General features: G+C 44.3%; 19 protein-coding genes. 10 read left to right on the top strand and 9 right to left on the bottom strand.

What is annotated here, in order from left to right; all coding sequences use genetic code 11:
* Positions 1-15: 15 nt before the first annotated feature.
* The 3 genes from mazG to E2R66_RS19190 form a co-directional block, all read right to left on the bottom strand.
* Positions 16-825 (bottom strand): nucleoside triphosphate pyrophosphohydrolase, encoded by an 810-nt coding sequence (mazG, locus tag E2R66_RS19200; RefSeq protein ID WP_133233667.1) that lies wholly within the window; start codon positions 823-825, stop codon positions 16-18.
* Between the two features lie 188 nt (positions 826-1,013).
* Positions 1,014-1,712 (bottom strand): tRNA (5-methylaminomethyl-2-thiouridine)(34)-methyltransferase MnmD, encoded by a 699-nt coding sequence (mnmD, locus tag E2R66_RS19195; RefSeq protein ID WP_133233584.1) that lies wholly within the window; start codon positions 1,710-1,712, stop codon positions 1,014-1,016.
* Positions 1,713-1,807: 95 nt separating this feature from the next.
* On the bottom strand, positions 1,808-2,161 hold the full coding sequence (locus E2R66_RS19190; RefSeq protein ID WP_158288453.1) for a hypothetical protein: 354 nt from the start codon (positions 2,159-2,161) through the stop codon (positions 1,808-1,810).
* Positions 2,162-2,415: 254 nt separating this feature from the next.
* Here E2R66_RS19190 and E2R66_RS19185 point away from each other — a divergent pair, with 254 nt between their 5' ends.
* Positions 2,416-3,453, top strand: a complete 1,038-nt coding sequence (locus E2R66_RS19185) for a polysaccharide pyruvyl transferase family protein (protein ID WP_133233580.1) — start codon at positions 2,416-2,418, stop codon at positions 3,451-3,453.
* Positions 3,454-4,095: 642 nt separating this feature from the next.
* Positions 4,096-4,914, top strand: coding sequence for an N-acetylmuramoyl-L-alanine amidase family protein (locus E2R66_RS19180; protein WP_158288452.1), 819 nt, complete (start codon positions 4,096-4,098; stop codon positions 4,912-4,914).
* A gap of 29 nt (positions 4,915-4,943) precedes the next feature.
* Here E2R66_RS19180 and E2R66_RS19175 read toward each other — a convergent pair whose 3' ends face one another.
* A complete protein-coding gene (locus E2R66_RS19175; protein ID WP_133233576.1) occupies positions 4,944-5,171 on the bottom strand; it encodes a flagellar basal body-associated FliL family protein in 228 nt (75 codons plus the stop codon).
* Positions 5,172-5,354: 183 nt separating this feature from the next.
* Between E2R66_RS19175 and E2R66_RS19170 the strand changes: the two genes are divergently transcribed.
* Entirely contained in the window at positions 5,355-5,741 is a 387-nt protein-coding gene (locus E2R66_RS19170; RefSeq protein WP_133233574.1) for a YtxH domain-containing protein, read from the top strand.
* A 167-nt stretch (positions 5,742-5,908) separates the two neighbouring features.
* Here the strand turns inward: E2R66_RS19170 and E2R66_RS19165 are convergent, their stop codons facing one another.
* Both E2R66_RS19165 and E2R66_RS19160 read right to left on the bottom strand, forming a co-directional pair.
* Positions 5,909-7,792, bottom strand: coding sequence for a M1 family metallopeptidase (locus tag E2R66_RS19165; protein WP_133233572.1), 1,884 nt, complete (start codon positions 7,790-7,792; stop codon positions 5,909-5,911).
* Between the two features lie 328 nt (positions 7,793-8,120).
* Positions 8,121-8,621 (bottom strand): DUF892 family protein, encoded by a 501-nt coding sequence (locus E2R66_RS19160; RefSeq protein ID WP_158288451.1) that lies wholly within the window; start codon positions 8,619-8,621, stop codon positions 8,121-8,123.
* Between the two features lie 137 nt (positions 8,622-8,758).
* Between E2R66_RS19160 and E2R66_RS19155 the strand changes: the two genes are divergently transcribed.
* The 5 genes from E2R66_RS19155 (at position 8,759) to E2R66_RS19135 (ending at position 13,558) form a co-directional block, all read left to right on the top strand.
* On the top strand, positions 8,759-9,709 hold the full coding sequence (locus tag E2R66_RS19155) for a Smr/MutS family protein (protein ID WP_133233568.1): 951 nt from the start codon (positions 8,759-8,761) through the stop codon (positions 9,707-9,709).
* Between the two features lie 110 nt (positions 9,710-9,819).
* A complete protein-coding gene (locus E2R66_RS19150) occupies positions 9,820-10,914 on the top strand; it encodes a Gfo/Idh/MocA family protein (protein WP_133233566.1) in 1,095 nt (364 codons plus the stop codon).
* Between the two features lie 50 nt (positions 10,915-10,964).
* Positions 10,965-11,612: a hypothetical protein gene (locus tag E2R66_RS19145; protein WP_133233564.1), complete on the top strand. Its 648-nt coding sequence runs from the start codon at positions 10,965-10,967 to the stop codon at positions 11,610-11,612.
* A gap of 465 nt (positions 11,613-12,077) precedes the next feature.
* A complete protein-coding gene (locus E2R66_RS19140) occupies positions 12,078-12,863 on the top strand; it encodes an alpha/beta fold hydrolase (RefSeq protein WP_133233562.1) in 786 nt (261 codons plus the stop codon).
* Between the two features lie 116 nt (positions 12,864-12,979).
* A complete protein-coding gene (locus E2R66_RS19135; RefSeq protein WP_133233560.1) occupies positions 12,980-13,558 on the top strand; it encodes a YceI family protein in 579 nt (192 codons plus the stop codon).
* A gap of 83 nt (positions 13,559-13,641) precedes the next feature.
* Here the strand turns inward: E2R66_RS19135 and E2R66_RS19130 are convergent, their stop codons facing one another.
* From E2R66_RS19130 to E2R66_RS19120, 3 genes are all read right to left on the bottom strand, one after another.
* On the bottom strand, positions 13,642-14,103 hold the full coding sequence (locus tag E2R66_RS19130) for a DUF2147 domain-containing protein (protein WP_133233558.1): 462 nt from the start codon (positions 14,101-14,103) through the stop codon (positions 13,642-13,644).
* Between the two features lie 428 nt (positions 14,104-14,531).
* On the bottom strand, positions 14,532-16,964 hold the full coding sequence (locus E2R66_RS19125; RefSeq protein WP_133233556.1) for a TonB-dependent receptor domain-containing protein: 2,433 nt from the start codon (positions 16,962-16,964) through the stop codon (positions 14,532-14,534).
* Between the two features lie 121 nt (positions 16,965-17,085).
* A complete protein-coding gene (locus E2R66_RS19120) occupies positions 17,086-17,433 on the bottom strand; it encodes a hypothetical protein (protein ID WP_133233554.1) in 348 nt (115 codons plus the stop codon).
* A gap of 114 nt (positions 17,434-17,547) precedes the next feature.
* Between E2R66_RS19120 and E2R66_RS19115 the strand changes: the two genes are divergently transcribed.
* Together E2R66_RS19115 and E2R66_RS19110 are read left to right on the top strand one after the other, a co-directional pair.
* Positions 17,548-18,096 (top strand): RNA polymerase sigma factor, encoded by a 549-nt coding sequence (locus E2R66_RS19115; protein WP_133233552.1) that lies wholly within the window; start codon positions 17,548-17,550, stop codon positions 18,094-18,096.
* Positions 18,097-18,099: 3 nt separating this feature from the next.
* Positions 18,100-18,519: a hypothetical protein gene (locus tag E2R66_RS19110; protein ID WP_133233550.1), complete on the top strand. Its 420-nt coding sequence runs from the start codon at positions 18,100-18,102 to the stop codon at positions 18,517-18,519.
* The last annotated feature ends 254 nt before the right edge of the window (positions 18,520-18,773 follow it).

Raw genomic sequence — 18,773 nt, 5'->3', positions numbered from 1 at the left:
GCTACAAAAAGCCTTTTATTTTGAGGCGTTTTTAGCCTCGTTCCAAAACACATCCATCTCTGTCAGCGTCATATCCTGCAATTGCTTGCCGTTTTCTTTGGCTTTACTTTCCAGATATTGAAAACGCTTAATGAATTTACGATTGGTTTTCTCCAGCGCATCCTCTGGGTTTATATTGATGAAACGTGCGTAGTTGATGAGCGAGAACAGCAGGTCGCCAAATTCAGCCTCGGCCTTTTCCTGGTCAATAGCAGTGCCATCGGCAACGTTAAATTCATCTTTAAACTCCTGTAGTTCTTCTTCCACCTTGGCCCAAACCTGCGTTTTGTTATCCCAATCAAAACCTACGCCGCGGGCCTTCTCCTGTATGCGCGATGCTTTTACCAATGCCGGCAACGATGCAGGCACCCCGCCCAATACCGATTTATTGCCTTCTTTAAGCTTTATCTGTTCCCAGTTGCGTTTTACGTCTTCCTCGTTGCTTACTTCAACATCGCTGTAGATGTGCGGGTGGCGGTTGATGAGCTTATCGCATATGCCATTGAGCACGCCCGTGATATCGAAACTATCGGTTTCTGATGCAATGCGCGAGTAAAAAACCAGGTGCAGCATCAAATCGCCCAGCTCTTTTTTTATCTCCTGCATATCGCCGCCCAGTATGGCATCGCTCAGCTCGTAAGTCTCTTCGATGGTGAGGTGGCGCAGGCTCTCCAGGGTTTGCTTTTTGTCCCAGGGGCAATTGATGCGCAGATCATTCATAATGGTGAGCAGGCGCTCAAAAGCACCCGAAGGTGTGGCAGAAGCAATAGGCGGCGTTAGTGACATAGGCCGTAAAGATAGCTTTTTCAGTTTGCAGTTTGCAGTTGGCAGTTTGCAGTTGGATTTGCGTTTAACAATTTGAAATTTAGAAAAACAATCCTGTATGTTTAGAACTTGCCCACTGCCCACTGCCCACTGCCCACTGCCCACTGCCCACTGCCCACTGCCCACTGCCCACTGCCCACTGCCCACTGTTAACTGGAAACTGCCCGCAGCATCTCCCTCTTCCCCGGTGCTCCCGGTGCTTTCTCTACCTTAAGGCCAAGGGCTTTTACCATACGCTTAAGGTTGCCGGTAATGGCATAGGTTACAAATACGCCGCCCGGCTTTAAAAAGCTTAGGGTATGGTTTATCGCAGCTTCGTCCCACATTTCGGGCTGGTAAGCTGCGGCGAACGCGTCGAAATAGATGATATCGAATTTTTGTGTGGAAGAGAAGCTTAGCAACGGGCACCGGGCGGTTTGCAGCTGGATGCTATCGCTGAAACTGCTTTTGGCGGTTAAAGATGCCGGGTAGGTTTGTAAGAAGTTGTTCCAGGTGGTAGCCGATATAAATTTATCATAACCTGTTTGGGCAATCATTTCGGGGCTGAGGGGGGAGGCTTCAATGCCGGTATAATCGAGGCCGATGTTTTGGGCTGCGCAATAATCGGCACTGAGCAGGAAATTAAGTCCGGTTCCGAAACCCACTTCTAAAATGCTCACGGTTGCGTGAATAGTTGGCGCGTTCAGCAGGAAATAAACCAGGCCCGATTGCAGGAACACGTGCCTGCTCTCTTGCAAGGCACCATTACGCGAATGGTAATTTTCGCCTACCTGCGCGTTATAGATCGTATTAGAACCATCGGCAGTGGCAACTATGCTTAAATGTTGGGGTTGTTGGTTAGCATCCATATTGATGCGCCAAAACTAAGGAAATATCAATGTTTTATTACAACACAAGATGGGGCGAGAAATTGTCAATCCGAAATCGAAACTCCGAATTCCCACTAAGCTACCATCGATAGCAGGCTGTTCAGTTTGTGGCAATAATCGGGTAGGGTTACCTGTCCACGGTCGTAAGCGGCAACCAACTCATCAAGTTGTTTGGCTATGTCGCGCCTCGAATCTGAATTCAACTCGGGCTTTATGGTTTTCAATTTATGGTTAATGGCTTTGGCCATCAGCAAAGGCTGTACATCGCGGGTTTCGGCCACCAGTTTGCTCATTTTCTGGCGCTGTTGCTTGTCGAACTTTAATATAAAATATACGATTACGCTGCCAACCACCAGGAAGAAGGAAAAAGTAAATAATGATGAGGAGAAAATTGCTTCCATAGCGCCCTGTATTTTTTTAATATACATTTAATACGATATTACGAGACGATTGGTTGCAGAGGGAATTAATTTATTGGAAATGGGTGTGATTGACTTCTTTTCAAACAGCACAATATCAATCAATTAAAAATTAAAATGTGGATAACTAATAGGTGTCAATGCTATCCCGCAGGCTTGATGCGCGTAAGGTTTAAAATAGATTAAACCCGCGCCTAAACTTGCGCAATTACGATTTATGCTTATTTTTAGGGCAAATATTGCAAGGCTTCTAAAAAAAACTTATGAGTATTAAGAAAGGCGTATTAATTTATGAATCAGGTTTCCGTAAAGATAACGTAGGTGATTACGTTCAAAGTTTAGCTGCACTACAATTTTTAGGTGGCAAAGCCGATACTTATTTGAACCGCGAATTGCTTAACGAATACACCGGCGAAGAGATAGCCCTGATTATGAACGGCTGGTTTACCCACCATCCAAAAAACTGGCCACCTGTTAAGAATATATTGCCCTTTTTTATCTCCTTCCACCTGAATGTGCTGGCGCAGGAGCACTTTTTAAATACGCCGCAAATTGTAGATTACTTAAAGCAACACGCCCCTATAGGCTGCCGCGACCGCAAAACTGCCGAAGTACTTAGCGCCAAAGGTATAGATGCTTACTTTTCGGGCTGCTTAACGCTTACCCTGGGCGAAACCTATGCCAACCCGCAAAAAGAACGCAAAGTGTATTTTGTAGATACCAAGTACGAAGCTATAAAACGCGATAGCTCGCTTATTGGCTTCAGCTGGATATTGCTCACAAAATACAGCACCATAAAAACCATATCGCAACGCCGATCGGGCTTTACCAATTTACGGTGGATGATACGGGCGGCCAGTTTCTATAAAACCTACTCGCCGTATTTTACCGACGAGGTGCTTACCCAGGCCGAATACGTAAAACACGCCGACCCGCTGAAGACTTATAAAGACGAGGACGAAAAATTTGAGTACGCCAAAGAACTGCTGGGCAAATACGCCAAAGCGGCCTTTGTGGTAACCAGTCGCGTGCATTGCGCCCTGCCATCGATAGGGATGGGCACGCCTGCTATTTATGTAAATGACCTTAACCAGGGCGAAGTAAGCGAATGCCGCATGGATGGACTACTGGAACTGTTCAACGTAATTGATTTTGAAGACGGTAAACTTACGCCCCGCTTTAAATGGGATGGTGGAAAAATAAATTTTGATACCAAACTTAGTAACAGCCCCGCTTATTTAAAGTTGAAACAAGATTTGATGGCTAAGGTGAAGGCTTTCGTGACACGATTAAGCGATTAGACAGGATTAAAGGATTAGCACGATTAGACAGGATTAAAAAGTTTAACAGGATTAAAGGATTAGCACGATTAAACAGGATTAAAAGATAAGCAGGATTGAATCCTTTAATCGTGTTGATTTTGCTCCGTTAGAAGAGGTATGTCGTAATCTTGTTAATATTCTGTCTCTCTAAATAGAATCCTGTCAGATTACCCCAATCCCTTAATCCTATTGATGGCGCACTACGCAAACAAAATCCTGTAAAATCGTGCTAATCCTTAAATCCTGTCAACTCCTGTTAATTCCTGTCAACTCGTGTTTAATCCTTTTATCGTGTTTGCTGTCATACCAAACAATAGCTGCCAAGGTTCCGTTATAAGGCCAGCCATGTTATATACCAAATAGATGCCTGTAAATAATTCAAAAACACGGGGGGCTTACCCTAAGTGTTCGGAAGCTTTGAAAAGCGTAAAGGGACGTGCGATTCCCTTCTTGAGAGGGATGGAGGGGTATGTTGGTACGCTATGCGTTACGCCATTGCATAGTGGTGAACAAACGCCTCCCACCACACCATCTACCACGCCCCCTCTTGAGAGGGGAGTAAAAGGTATATTTCGAACAATCAAGGGTTTGTACCCTAAAACATTCCTATATCTTTGCGCCATGTTTTTTAGGCCGTTATTTAAAGCCCCTTTGCCGGCTTTTATCATCTTGTTTTTTGCGGGCGTTTGCCCGGCTTTCGCTCAATCAACCAGCAAAACCAACGATTCTACTCCGTCGTTTCAATTTAAAACCATCGTTATCGACCCTGGCCACGGTGGCAAAGACCCTGGCGCCCATGGTGGATATTCAAATGAGAAAGCCGTGGCACTCAGCATAGGCAAAAAGCTGCGCGATGCCCTTAACGACCAGATGCCCTACCTCAATGTGATCATGACGCGCAGCACCGATAAATTCATAGAACTGCACACCCGCGCACAGATAGCAAACGATAGCAAGGCCAACCTGTTTATATCCATCCATTGCAACTCTACCCCGCAGCGTATAGGAACGCGGCGCGGCGCTATGCTGCTGCTGTACGGTTTCCACCGCAAGCAGGAACAACTAGAAGCCCTGCGCGAGAACGCTTCTATTTACCAGGAGAAAGATTATCAGCAAAAATATAACGGCTACGGTGAAGATGCCGCCATGAATGCCATCGTGCTGGCCGCGTTCCAACAGCGTTACCGCAAGCAAAGCGTGCAATTTGGCGAGTTGTTGAATACAGAATTTACCGAAACCGATGGTCGGGCCAGCGCGGGGGTAAAAGAGCAGGGCGTACTGGTATTGCAGCAAAGCGGTATGCCGGGCCTGCTGATAGAAACGGGCTACATCAACAATGCCGAAGACGAAAGATATCTCAACTCAGATGAGGGGCAGAACCAGATCGTACAATCCATCATTCGGGCTATCAAAAAATATAAGGCCGGTTTCGGTAGTTAATTGCAAAGCGCAGGAAGCCCTCTTGCCGGTTACTCGTTCCCGCTCATCCAAAAAACTGCACCGCCAATGGCCATAGCGGCAATTAAAATGCCTATAAGCGTATCTAATATATGCCTTAATATCTTTTTGGGTTCGGCCTCGCGGCGGTTTATAACCGGTATAAGCGTGTATTTTATGACGAAAAGTAATAGAAGGGCGATGATGCTTACCAGGTAAAACACCTTGCGGAAGTGTATCGATTGCAGTATAGGATCCATATTTGGGGCTTGTTACCGCTGTACTAACAGTGTTTTAGCCCTTATTGTTGGCTTTAAATGCAAATGGCGCTGTTTGCAGCCCCTAAACCAATAATTAAAGTTATTTTTTATTTATCTAAACACAAAGGCAAAGGCGTTGTTATCTTTATAACAAAAAAGAACAACAATTAAAAGCAAACAGATATGAAAGATCAAGCAAAAATTATTGCAGCGCTTTTAGTGGGCGCTGCGGCCGGTGCCGCATTAGGCCTGTTACTGGCTCCCGAAAAAGGTGAAAACCTAAGAGGCGACATTGCCGATTACGTTAACGACCTGGTGGAAAATGCTAAAAACAAAGCACAAAATGCCGCCGGCAGCGTAAAAGAATACAGCAGCAACGCTGTTGACTCGGTAAAATCAAAATATAACGACCTGGTTACAGGCGCAGGTAATGTGGTTGATAGCGCACGCGGCACTGCCGAAGATGCTATTAGCTCAGCAAAAAATTATGCCCAAAACGGTGCCGACGAAGCTAAAGGCCGTGTAAAATCTGCTGCCAGTGACGCCAACAGTGCTATACAAGGCGCATAAGACACTCGCTGCAATAACGCAAAAAAACCGGTGATGAGCCGGTTTTTTTGCGTTTGTTGGGATTGGATATAAGATTTGACAACTTTCTAAAAGTTGTCAAATCTCTTTGGTTGCCGTAGCTAATGATCAGGAATAGAACCACTCTTTAATCACCACTCACCATTCACTTATTTCACCACCCAGGTATTATCGGCTTTAACAGCATCTACAAAAATGCCGGTATCTAAAGTAACCGATTTAAGGCTTTTGCCAATTACTGCTTTAAAGGTTACGTAAACCTCTTTTTGGTTGGCTTCCCATACGGCAGGGGTTTTGTGTATGGTTTGGGTTGTGCCATCGGCAAAAGTTAATACCACATCAAAAGGTATAGCAAAACCGCCAACATTGCTAACGGTAAGCGTATAGCCATCCTTGCCTTTTACGCCCGTGGTAATAGCCAGATCGTTATAGCCATTGCTAAAGAACCAGTTGTTGAAGAACCAGTTAAGGTTTTTGCCCGATACATTGCTCATCGAGTTGAAATAATCCCATGGAATGGGGTGCTTGCCGTGCCACCTGTCCATATAACCGTGCAGAGATTTCTTGAAGAGGTCGTCGCCCAGGTAATCTTTTAAAGCCAGGTAGCTTAACGATGGCTTGCCGTAGGCGTTGTTGCCGTAGCCGCCTTTTTGCTCGCTGCTCATGGTAATAATGGGTTGATCTTCGGCGGTAGATTTATCACCTATCCAGCCGTTGATGCGGAACTGTTTGTAAAAGTTATCTGCTTTTTCTTTACCGTTTTCGGCGGTGCCTATCAGGTATTCCAGCGTGGTTGCCCAGCCTTCGTCCATAAAAGCGTATTTGCTTTCGTTGATGCCCATATAAAAAGGGAACCAGGTGTGTGCAATCTCATGGTCCTGCACCAGTTGGGCAAAGGTAGGGTCGCCAAACTGGCTATCGTTCACCATCATGGGGTATTCCATATCGGCAAAGCCCTTAAAGGCGGTCATTTTAGGGAAGGGGTAAGGCACTCCCGGCCAGTTGGCGCTGAACCAGCCCAGTGCGTTACGGCCATACTGTACCGATTTCTTGAAATCGAAAGCAGCTTCCGGGTAAGCAGCTTGCATGCTGCTACGGCGGCCTGTGGCTTTATCAACCACAACGCTGCCCGCATCCCAAATATAATGGTCGCTTATACCTACAGCCATATCGCTGATGTTATCCGCTTTCCATACCCAGGTGTTGGTAGGGTTTTGGGCGGTTACATTTTTGGCTTTGAGGTCGGCCAGGGTAGCTACGTTGATGGTAGAGTCGCTGGTAAAGGAGGCGGCAAGGCGTTTGGCAACCTCGGGCTGTAATAACTGTGCCGGGTTTTGCAGGGTACCTGTGGCCCAAACAATAAAGTTTTTGGGTACAGTTACGCTGAGGGTGTAATCGTTAAAATCGTTGTAAAACTCTTTAGAGTCTACAAATTCTACACGGTCCCAGCCCTGGTAATCGTCGTAAACCGATACACGTGGGTAGAAATAGGCCAGGTAAAACGAAGTAGAATCGATCATGCCCTCGCGACCGCTCTCCTTACTTACATCAAAGTGCCATATAAAATCCAGCTTTACCGAATCGTGCGGCATTAGCGGTTTGCTTAAGCCCACGCCGGCGTTTGTAGCCGAAGCAACTTTGTTATCCCATTTCTTTTTTTGGCCATTCACCAAAAAGCTATCTACCTGTATACCTTCGGTAAGGTAATCAAGACTGGCACCGCCATCGCGCGAGGCACCAGGGCGGTGAATATTCAGGATAAGCTTAATGTTGAGCCTTTTTAAAGTATCGGGGCTGTTGTTGATGTAGGTGATCTGCTCCACGCCTTTTACGGTGCGGGTGGGTGGGGCCAGGGTTATGGCAATGTTATAGCGGCCAAAGTTTTGCCAGTATTTGCTGCCGGGCTTACCATCTGGCGAGCGGGTACCTTTGGTGTATGCCTGCTTAATTTCGCGCGGCATATACAGGTTTTGGGCCTGCAGTTGTAATAAAAACAAACTGCACACCGCAGTTAACGCAATGGTTTTAAACATAAATTACGAGGTTATAGGGTGGATATATAGAATGTAATGATTAGCGCGCAAATTAGGTAATATACCGTTAATTGTTGAGACGATATTGGTAAACGAATTGTTACAATGTGTTTGTGATATTAATTTGCGTGGCCCCGATTAATTATTTTTCTTTGTTTCAAAGTTATTTTAGTAGGGGTATTAAATAACTCTGCAAAGCCGGGCGAAAGCCTGGCTTTTGTTGTTTTAGCACGAATTGATTGCACACTGATTTCACGAAAGAGGACGAATTTCACGAATTGATTGACAGGAGGTGCAACACCAATCGCTAACCTCTATTCTCCACCCTCTACTCACTAATATACTCCTTCGCAATCAGCATAAACAGCTTATCGTTGTCTTCCGATTCATCAAAATTTTCCTTCAGCAGTTGGGTAACTTCATCATAATGCAGCAGTTTAGCTATCATGATGAGCATGCGGTACGAGGTTATATTCACATGTTCCAACACCTGCACGTACAGCATCAGGTCCAGGTCGTTCAAAGCGGCGAGGGTTTGTTGCTCGTCCAGGCAAAACTCATCTTTTACAATTGATTTTATGGGGTTACACTCATCTTTATCAGGTATTTTACCTATCAGCTGGTATATCTCTTGCATGCGTAAAATTTGCTTTTTTACGTCGCCGCCAATTTCCTCTATGGCCAATTGGAGGCCTTTAGATGAGGCGAGGCTTATCAAATGCTCCAGGTTTTTATCCAGGAAGCATTTGCCGCTATAAATACGGTTGAGGTGGTGGGTGAAAAGTTCCTCTAATAGCGCTTGGTTTGTAGGAATGGGTGTAACTTGCATATTCATAAAAGGTTAGTGTTGGGCTTGTTTAAAAATGGCATCTGTTGTAGCATGTAAAATAACCTGCAGGTGTAAATTATTTTAATTACCGGGTTGCAGCTATCTATATTGATACCTTTGCGTTACAGTAATACCATATGAAATATAAATTAGGCGATTTTGTTCGCTTTGTAGACGAAAAAATGGAGGGTTACGTAACCCGCATCATTGATGAGCAGATGATTGGCGTTACCGGCGACGATGATTTTGAGATACCGGTGCTGGCCAGCAAGGTAACCTTTGTACACGGCCATGCCAAACTGGTGGGCGATGAGCGGCCCGAAGACATCATAGAGGTGGATTTACCTGCCGGCGAGTTCAAAAGCAAAGGCGTTTTTGTAGCCGTAATTGCCGATGCCAGGGCCAATTCGGTAGTGCACCTGCATTTAGTTAATGAAACATCGTATCAGCTGCTGGCATCGGTTAGTACCGAGCAGAACAAGCAATATAAAGGTGAGTTTGCAGGTATTATAGAGCCGCGCAGCTATGCCAAGGTATATTCGGCAAAGTTGGCCGATTTGCAGCTGTGGCCAAAGCTCTTGTTCCGGGTGTTGTTCCATACCAAACAAAACCAGCCTGCCCTTGCTCCGTTGGATGTGAGTGAGCAATTTAAGGCCAAAGATTTTTCGGGCGCAAAAAAGAATGTTCCTTTTATCAATCAGTTAGGTTGGATGATTCAGCTGGACGAGGCCGAACTGGTGATCGATGCCCAGAAGCTAAAAGAAAGTTTTTTTAAACCCGCCGAAGAAAAGCAGGTGGTAGCCAAACCACAAAGCGAAGTTGACCTCCACATCGAAAAACTGCGTACCGATCACCACTTTTTGGGTAGCAGCGAGATCCTCAACATACAGCTTACCAACTTTAAGCATGCGCTGGATGCAGCCATAGTGCACCAGATGCCCGAAATTACCTTTATACACGGTACCGGCAACGGTACCCTCAAAAACGAACTGCATAAACTGCTCAGCAAAAGCAACAAAGTACAAACCTTTATGGATGCCCGTAAGGAGAAGTTCGGCTACGGGGCAACTAAAGTACTACTGAAGTAAAGCTGATGGTCGGGAAATAAACTTTTGCTTATAAGTGGTTTATGCTTTGCTGGCACGATATTTTCGTTTAATTTTAAGTGCCAATTAAAAACACTAAAGCATCAATCGTTATGGAAAAAGCCAATCAAATCTCGCGCCGTAGTTTTATACAAAAGGGGGCCATAGGTACCGGTGCGCTCCTGCTGGGGCAAACGTTAAATGCGCTTAGCAAAGAGAAAAAAATGGGCATTGCCCTGGTGGGGCTGGGTTATTACAGCAGCGGGCAACTGGCCCCGGCCTTGCAGCATACTAAAAACTGCTACCTGGCAGGCATCGTAACCGGCACGCCCGCCAAAGCCGAAACCTGGGCCAAAAAGTATAACATTCCGCAAAAGAACATCTATAACTACCAAAACTTCGATGAAATAGCCAAGAACCCGGATATTGATATCGTGTACATTGTATTGCCGGTGAGTATGCATAAGGAGTTCACCATCCGTGCAGCGAAAGCGGGCAAGCATGTGCTATGCGAAAAACCTATGGCACTCAACGCTTCCGAATGCCGCGACATGATCGCCGCCTGCAAAAAGGCAAATCGCCTGCTCTCGATAGGCTACCGCCTGCACTTTGAGCCGCACACTTTGGAGGTGATGCGCCTGGGGCAGAAAAAAGTATTTGGCAAGGTTACCCAGATAGATACCGGCAACGGCTTCACCTACGGCGGCGACCCTAACGCCTGGCGGCTTAAAAAGGCCATGGCCGGTGGCGGCGGACTGATGGATATGGGAATCTATTCCATACAGGGTTCGCGATACACTTTGGGCGAAGAACCCATAGCCGTAAGAGCTACCCAGGAGAAAACCAAACCCGAACTATTTAAGGAAGTTGATGAGACAGTATTTTGGGAGCTGAAGTTCCCCGGTGGGGCAAAGGTGACCGGCAAAAGCAGTTATAACAACAACTGGGGCTACCTGAATGTGCAGGCCGAGCATGGCAATTTTGAGTTAGAACCTGCTTTTGGCTATGGCGGTTTAGATGGTAAAGTAAACGGCAAGCCTATGAATATCCCCAACATCATTCAACAAGCCGCTCAAATGGACGATTTTGCCACCTGCGTAGCGCTCAACAAGCAAAGCCGCGTACCCGGCGAAGAAGGCCTGAAGGATATGAAAATAGTAGATGCGATTTACCGCAGTTTGGATAGCGGGAAGTGGGAGAATATATAACCGGGATTGAGCGGATTTAACTTCTATCAACTATTATACGACAAAAAAGCATGGATGCTCCTATAATTGGAATGTTTTTAAAATTTGGCAGCGAAGAAAATATTAGGGATTTATATGAAAATGGTACGATATACCTTAATACAATCCAATATTTTAGGCGTGTTGAAGATAACCAGCTAAGAGGTGATTCTTATGAAGGAATATCTCGAATTAAAAATTACCCACCCGGGACCTTTGAGATTCCATCCTTAAAGTTTAAAGGCAATTATCTTAACATTCATTTAAGGGAGTCGCATGAAGAAGTATTGGGGAATATCTTTAGCTTGTATTGCATATCTTCATTTACGATAAATAATCCGTTGACTTTTGAGATGGATTCACGTGTTTTAGGATTCGGTTCACATTGCCTTATGATTAAAGATAATCTTGCTTTTCTGCGTAAAATAGAACACGGACTTAAGGGTATCGGACTTGAATTTAGTCATGGTTTTGTGAAGTATTATGATAAGAATAAGATTAACGGGCGCATCAACTTATTTCAAAAACCTTTAGAATTCTCTTATCAAAAGGAATTTAGATTTTACGTTCAGTCCGATATTTTTGAACCGCTGATGATTAAAATAGGAAGCCTCGAAAGTATATCTGAAGTTGTTTCCACTTCAGATATTTTATCGTTGAAACTTGTTGCCGGGAAATAATTGCTAATTATGCAAACCTCCGATATCACCGATCCTCTTTTCCTGAAAGCTGTGGAAGCTATGGCTGTTGTTTTTTTTAACGCAATCATTTAATCATTTAAACGGCGAAGCCCTTTTGAGCACCTTAAAGAATAAATAAAATACGAAAAATCAACGGTTCAGACCGCACCAGGGATTGAAAGGGGGAGCCACGGCGCGGCAGGCTTGCGCGTAAAGGCAACGGGGCCGAAGCGCAGCGTAGCCCGACAAAGCCCGGCCCGCAGGGGGTGCCATCATCTGAATCAGGATTTTCAGAATTAAAGAATTTTCAGAATTTAAAACAAGACGCTGAGTTGAGCATTCCCTCTAACATCTTCCCTCTAACCTAAAAAAATCCTAATCCCCACCTCCCCAAAACTAATCGCTAAATCACTATATTTATACACCCCTATGTATAAGTTATATATGCGTATAAAAAGATTAATCATGCTGGCAATTTTGCCGCAGCTGCTAACCCTGCTGGGTTGTAAACCAAAAACCATGTATGGCAATAACCCCGAGGTAGGCAAGTACTACCCAATCAACGGCATCAAAATGTATGTGGAAGAGTATGGCAGCGGCCAGCCCTTGCTGATGATACACGGCAATGGCGGCGATATGAGCTCCTTTACCGAAAACGTGCCTTACTTTGCCAAAAAATACCGGGTAATACTGGTGGATAGCCGTGCCCAGGGTAAAAGCGTGGATGCCAGCGCTTCGTTGAGCTTTGAGCAAATGGCCGATGATTTTGCTGTATTGCTGGATACGCTGAAAGTACCCAAAGCTTACGTACTGGGCTGGAGCGACGGCGGCATTAACGCCCTGCTAATGGCCATGCGCCACCCGGATAAGGTAATTAAACTGGCCTCAACAGGCGCCAACATATGGCCCGACAGCACCGCGCTTGACCCGGAAGGCTGGAAACAGAGCGAGAAGTATTATAACGAAAATAAAAACCGCGTTTGGAAAACCCCGCGCGCCAAAAACAGCTGGAAGATTTTTATGCTCGACTGGAACCAGCCCAACATAAAATTGACCGAGCTGCAGCAAATAAAATGCCCTGCGCTTATCATAGCCGGCGACCATGATGTAATACGAGATAAGCATACCCGGCTGATACAAAGTAATATACCCGGCAGTGAACTGTGGATAGTGCCCAACAGCGGCCATGGCACTTTGATAGAGCATGCCAAAGAATTCAACAAAAAAGTGGATGAATTCTTTGAAAAGTGACCTATTTTGTCACCGGTTATTCATATATTACATGTTTAAACATTTAATTTTAGCTAATCTCAATCCTTTATATATCTTTGGGACGTAAAAAATATTAACACAATAACTTAAACAAAATGAAAAAGACACTGTTTTTAGTCGCTGCTGCATTGTTGATGCAGACGGCTGTATTTGCCCAAACTACCTGGAAGAATGACAAAGCCCATTCGCATGTAACTTTCACCATCACCCACTTAGCGGTATCTGATGTTGATGGTACTTTCAAAGATTTCGATGCTACCATCGTTGCTGCAAAACCAGATTTCAGCGATGCTAAAGTTACTTTCGTAGCGCAAACTGCATCGGTAAATACCGAGAATGACCGTCGCGATGGCCACTTGAAAAGCGAAGAATTTTTTGATGTTGCTAAATTCCCAACCCTTACTTTCGTAAGCACTGGTGTTACTGCTGCAGGTGCCGGCAAATACAAACTGGCAGGTAACTTAACCCTACACGGCGTTACCAAACCGGTTGTTTTTGATTTTGTGCACCGTGGTACTATCACCAACCCAATGAGCAAACAACCATCTGCGGGTTTCAAAGTAACAGGTACTATCAAACGTTCTGATTTCGGTTTCGGCAGCAAATATGGTTCGCCAATGCTGAGCGACGAAGTTGAACTGAGCGCAAGCGGTGAGTTTGGTCAATCTAAATAATAATTTTTCAGTCTATACGCAAAACGCGCCTCAAGGATAACCCAGGGGCGCGATTTGTTTTATATGGCTTTTAGTTTTGTTTCTCAGATACGGTTGAAGGTCATTGTTCTGCCGATGAACTTAAAGTGCCAGTAGCCCTTTACTTTAAGCGCGCCCTCATTGTTGATATAGGCCGATGAGTTCCAATGTTTGCCGGCCTGGGCATCGTATATCATGCCGTCTTCCCAGGAATTCGTCTCGGGCTTATAAACTAGTTTTTCGAGCACGTTCATACCCAATAGCTTGCGGTTGCGCAGCGCCGGGTCGGGGTTGTGCTTGTCGGTCCAGCTTTCCATGGCCTTGTCTCCAGCGCCATTATTGAACCAAACAATTTTGGCTTTAAACTGGCTATCTTCCTTAAAAACCTGAACGATTAAGTTCTTTTCCTGGTTTTGCCATTTGCCGCATATTTGTTCTTCAGCAGCAACAGATGCTGGGGCAGTTTTGCCCGCGTTTACTGCAATGAGCAACAATCCAAAAAAGCTTAGTAAAAACGAATGGCTCATAAAAAACTTCCGGTTAAGTTATACAGCATTGCCAGCGCAAATAAAATGCCAAAGCATTATAATACTAAGACGCTTTAAAACTATGCTTTGTTATAAAGCCGCGAGGATAATTTTTAGTACAGGTGTAGCGGAAAATAAGCTGGTTGTCAGCCTCGGAATTTTTCGCTTTGCTTATCTTTTGGGCTGCCTGGGAGGGCTTTGCCGTTTAAAGGATTTTAGAGTGCACAGAATGCACAACCACACGATGATTTTCGGCGTTGAAGAATTAGGCAGATTCGAGCCCACCACCGGGATCACAAAATGTTCCTTCATTTTACGACCTTCCGGGTTTTTGTCGAATCAAAAACAGTTGAACTATTTAAAACACTAAAATCCTCGGGTGTTGAGGATTTTAGTGTTTTAAGTAGACTGGTAATCAATGGCATCAATCAGTTCGCCACATCATTATTCTCTATAGACCTCCGGCTTTTATTGACACCATCATTTAGCCCGCCAAACTTATAATTCAGGCTGATGCCGAACGACCGGTAATAATCGCGCGAGTTGTACAATTGGTTAAAATCGGGCCCGAAGATGCGGGTAATATTATTCCGGTAGCCGGTGAAAGGGTTATTTACACGTGCAGCAAAACCCAATTTGTTTTTGATTAACTCTTTATTCATACTGAAGGCGGTACTAACAAAGCTATTAGAATAACCCTGCAAGCCGGTAGGGTTGCGGCTAACCACATTCAGGTCGGCATTTACCGCCCATCCCTTATTGAAACGTAGCCCGTTTGAAAGCGAAAAGGAGTACATTAACCGGTCATTATGAACAATCTCGCCATCTGCAATGCCCTGCAGCCACAGGTACATCACGTTGCCATTCAGGCTTACATTGTAAATCTTACAAACCGGATAGGAAACGGACAAATTACTGCCAAAGCTGCTTGATTTGCCTGTATTGGCATAGCTGGTGCGGGTAACTTGTGTTGCGGGGTCAAAGTCGGCTACCTGTAAATCCAGGTTGTTCATAAAGGAATAATCCAGTCCTAAGTTTAATGACAGCTTTTTGTTACTGCTGAACCCTGCCTGCACATCGTTCAGTAATACAGGGCGCAGGTTAGGGTTGCCTGTTAACTCGAAGTTGGGGTTTGAGCGATCTATATAGGGATTAAGCCTGTTGATACCCGGCCTGCGGATACGTTGCGAAAAACCAAAATTAAGCGCGGTTTGATCACTGAAATTTTTACTCACCGCGATGGACGGCAGTATGTTAAAATAATTCTGATCGGCCACTGTAGCCGTACTGATAAAATCCGCCCTTATCACAGTTCCCTCTACCCTTACCCCGGCATTGATGTTCCAGCTTTTTAAATTGACCTGATAGGAATTGTATGCACTAAACACATTTTGCTTGTTGGTGTATTGGTTGGACAATGCTGCATCCGCATCAAACTGGCCGGTAGCATTGTTGAAGCTATTGTAGCCAAAGTTGCTGTTACTGCTGCGCAGTATACCTTTTACACCAGCCTCAATGTTTACCTTCTTTACAGGGGTTACAAAATCAACCTGGAAAGTATGCTCATTGAATTTTTGTATGTCGGTTTGGGTATAATCCGGCGTGTTGAAATTTATAGGATTTGTGATCGTTACATCCCCGTTGCGATTATTCCGGTTATCAGCATACTGATACGAGAAGGTTAGTAACCTGTTTTTAACCGTTTTAAAGCCAATCTGATAATTAACGGCGGCATCCCAGCCGTAACTGGTCCCTTTATTATTGTTCAGCAGATCGTAAGACTGGAGGGGCCCATTAGTGCCGTCGAGGCTGGATACCTGTGCCATATGATCGGTTGCACGGCTGCCATTCAAGTTAAACTGCCCTGATAGCAAGTGAAGCGAATCAATTTCGTAGCTCATTTCTGTGCCAAAGTAAGCTGTTTTATTATTTGACCGGCGATCTCCTGTTTGCAGCAGGCTGGTTGCGTTGCTGCCAAAGGTCTCCCTGCTATTTGTAAAAGTAGTTTTAGGCGTGTTAGCAACGCTTGCGCCGCCAAAGGCAGCAATAACAAATTTACCGCTTTTAGCTGTGAAAGACCCTCCTGCACCGGGGCCGCCAACGGGGAAGCTTTCATTTGCATTCAGCGATCCACTGTAACCGTTATTCAGTTTTTTTACAGTGATGATGTTGATGATGCCTGCCAAGCCCTCCCCATCGTATTTAGATGGCGGAATGGTGATCACTTCTATTCGTTGGATAGTGGAGGCTGGCATACTTTTCAATATCGCATTTAAATTGTTTTCCATACTGGGAGAGGGCCTTCCGTTAATGAGCACTTTAAAGCTGGAATTGCCTTTCAGCAGGATATTCTCCTGGCCGTCAAGGGTAATGTAAGGGATCTTGTGCATCATTCCCAAAACGCTATTGGATTTGCTTTCAGGGTCTGCCTGCAGGTCGTAGATGATCCGGTCTGCTTTTTGTTTGATGATGGGCCTTGAACCGGTTATAGCTACTTCTTTTAAGCTGTTAACCTGCTGTTTTAGCGCAATTAAACCCAGATCGGTGTCTTTATGCAGGTTAAGCAAAAATGTTTTTGGTGCGTAACCCAAAGTCACGATAACAATGTGATAGGTTGATGGTGCCAGCATCGATAAAGAAAATGAGCCATCTTCCTTGCTTATCCCGGCCCTGATGGTTTCTCCTTTGTCGTCGTTTAACTTTACGGTTACGAAGGCTAATTTAGTATTTGTGGCCGAATCAATTGTGGTGCCTTTTATGATCAGTTTACCACTATTTGCTTGCCCGAGTACACTGCCGGTTTGCGCGATCACAAAGACAAGTAATAAAATTATGCCTAAGAAATGTTGTTTAGTTTTCATGGTGTTAAAATTTAAGGTGTTAAAATTTTGGGCAAAGCAATCCACGTAAAGGCTAAAGGCCTTTTAAAAATTACTGTATTTACCTGATGTGTATTTTAGGGTAAGCTAACCGGAGTGCGTATTAAAGCGATTGTTTATCGCGATGATTCCGGATAAAAAGGTAGTATAAGAAGAAGCCGGCAGCTACAAATAACATCTCCACGCCATAAGGGAGCGGTGATTCTTCGGCACTGTAAGGGATAAACTGCATAACAATCAACCCCATGCCGGTAGTTGATAGAATGATAGCCCATTTCATGGCTTCGGTACCAAAGCCGGAAAGTTGCTGCAAAAATTTCAGCCCGATTTCATCTAAAGGGCCTGCATCAATAATGCGTTTCTTTAAACGGTAGTTATATAAGGCAAGGATGAATATGGCGATAAGTATAAAGAATATAATGACGATGATAAAGGGCATTAACTGTTTCATGATGTTGCGATTTAAATGATTTTGGTACAGTAGTCCTTAAAAATAACACAACGGTTGCAAATATTTTTCTTTAATTTTTGCAACTGTTAGTCCGCCATTACAGACTACTCTGATATGTTTGATGAAAAGGAAATTGTTTCCAGGGTATTAAAGGGAGATTTTCGTGCTTTTGAGCTATTGGTCAAACAATATGAGAAGCTGGTTTTCTTTGTAGTGAATCGCCTGGTGTATAACCAGCAGGATAAAGAAGATATTTGCCAGGATGTTTTTATAAAAGTACATCATAGCCTGCCCAAATTTCAATTTCAGTCTAAACTATCTACCTGGATTGCCCGTATCGCTTATCTCACAACTGTTGATTATATTAAAAAAAGGAACAAAAACCAAAAGGCTGATTTTCAGGATGATATAGATAATTATCATTTTACCGAAAATAGCCCTGAGTCTGAACTGGTAAAAAAGGATACTGCAGCGTATGTTAACCTGCTTATTGAACAAATGCCGCTGCAGTACCGCACCGTTTTAACCCTATATCATTTAAATGAGTTTACCATCCCCGAAATTGAACAGATCACCGGCATACCGGAAGGAACGGTTAAAAGCCACCTTTTCAGGGCAAGAAAACTATTGAAAGAAAAAATTGACCACGATCTTAAAGATTAGATTATGAAAAAGCTGACCGATGAACAGATCCAGGCGATGCTGGAAATTGAATTGAGGGCACCTGCCGATACTTTATCCGCCCCGGAAGATGAGCAGGTGCAACGCTATCAGTCTTTATTTCAGAAATTAAACCGGGAGCCTGAACAGGGTTTGCCGTTTAATTTTGCCTCAAAAGTTACCGGCCGATTAAAAATTAAATTGAAGAGGCGAAGCGACATACGCTTTAATCTGCTCGCCTTATTGGGTATAGGCGTTGGCTTACTATTGGTCTACGCACTTTTAACTGTGGTGGACCTTACCGCAGGAAACCAATTTTTACTATCGATGCTTAAATTTAAATGGCTCCTTATTTTGGGCACTGCCGTTCTATTAGGTTCTTTGATGTTTGAGCAGAATGTGGTTGAAAAGAACCAGGGTATTTAGTGGTAAAAAATAAGGTTTCAGCAATTTAGCAAATACGTTCCAATCATCTTCCATTTACTTTAATTGCAGATTATGCATAAAGGTTTTATAATACGCATTTACCCTCCGGTTTTAATAATGGGCCTGAAAAGGAATTGTCGCCCCTTTTTTAGATAATTTGTAAACTGTTTAGCACGTTCAATTGATCCATGAAATGATCCAAATGATGTCCGGTCAGGGCACCCTCCTGGAAATTTTAAAATCCTGAAAGTTCT

The sequence above is a fragment of the Mucilaginibacter psychrotolerans genome (assembly GCF_004519315.1).
Lineage (GTDB): Bacteria > Bacteroidota > Bacteroidia > Sphingobacteriales > Sphingobacteriaceae > Mucilaginibacter > Mucilaginibacter psychrotolerans.
The sequence above is the reverse complement of the archived record's forward strand: the minus strand, read 5'-3'. Positions and strand labels throughout refer to the sequence as shown.